This window comes from Sinorhizobium sp. P24N7, from assembly GCF_042436655.1.
In the GTDB taxonomy this organism is placed as follows: domain Bacteria; phylum Pseudomonadota; class Alphaproteobacteria; order Rhizobiales; family Rhizobiaceae; genus Sinorhizobium; species Sinorhizobium meliloti_A.
Map to the genome: position 1 here is coordinate 1 of NZ_JBHMIW010000055.1, position 1,092 is coordinate 1,092.

The following is a 1,092-nucleotide window of genomic DNA, read 5'->3' on the forward strand; positions in this document are numbered from 1 at the left end:
ATTTCCCCCCCGAGACCGGTGCCCTTGCGGCGCGGATGTCTGAACACGCCGCAGAATGGTCGCGGGGCGGCGCGCGCGTTACGATCGTGACCTGTGCCCCCAACTATCCCAACGGACAGGTTTTTCCAGGCTACCGCAACCGGTTGTTCCAGCGAGAGCGAGTTGGCGACCTCGAAGTGATCCGTCTGTGGACGTTTCTTGCCGCCAACGAAGGCTTCTTCCTGAGAACGCTGAACTACCTGTCTTTCGCTCTTAGCGTGCTGATCATGTTGCCCCTCCTGCCGCGTCCGGACGTGGTCTTCTCCACATCGCCTAACTTGTTCTGCGGATTGTCCGGCTGGTTCGTCAGCCGTCTGAAGCGCCGGCCCTGGGTTCTCGAAATCCGCGATCTTTGGCCCGACAGCATCATCGCCGTCGGGGCACTGAAGAACCGGTTTCTACTGGCGCCCTTCGCCGCGCTCGAACGATTTGCGTACCGCCATGCGGATCGCATCGTTTGCGTGACGGATTCCTTCGTCTCCAAGATCGTCGAGCGTGGAGCCGTGCCTGAAAAGGTGCATGTGGTGAAGAACGGGGCCGACTTAAAAGCCTTTTCGATAGGAAGCGGAATCGATTTTAGGGCGCAGTACGCGCTCGGGGGTAAGGTGGTTGCGTCGTATGTCGGAACACTCGGCATGGCCCACCGGCTGGAAAATGTGCTTCATGCGGCGGAGATCCTGAAAGGGAGGCCGGAGGTCGCCATTCTCGTTGTCGGCGATGGCGCAGAGAGGCAGCGCCTTGAGCGAATGCAGCGGACGATGGGGCTGCCGAATGTAATCTTCACCGGAGGCCTTCCTCGACACGAGATGGCGGCTGTTATGGAAGCGACCGACATAGCACTCGTGCACTTGGCCAAAACTCCGCTATTCCGCTCCGTTATCCCATCTAAGATGTTCGAGGCCATGGCGATGCGCCGGCCGATCGTGCTTGCGGTTGAAGGCGAATCTAAAGCGATCATCGACCGAGCCGGTGCCGGTTTGACCATCGAGCCAGAGGATCCGCAGGCGCTTGCGGACGCTCTCGCTCATTTGGCAGACTCTCGCGAATTGCGCC

At 60.1% G+C, this 1,092-nt stretch carries 1 protein-coding gene; it reads left to right on the forward strand.

Going from position 1 to position 1,092, the window contains the following annotated elements; all coding sequences use genetic code 11:
• Positions 1–35: 35 nt before the first annotated feature.
• On the forward strand, positions 36–1,092 hold a 1,057-nt coding region (locus tag ACFHWW_RS33830), incomplete at its 3' end, for a glycosyltransferase family 4 protein (RefSeq protein WP_379943718.1).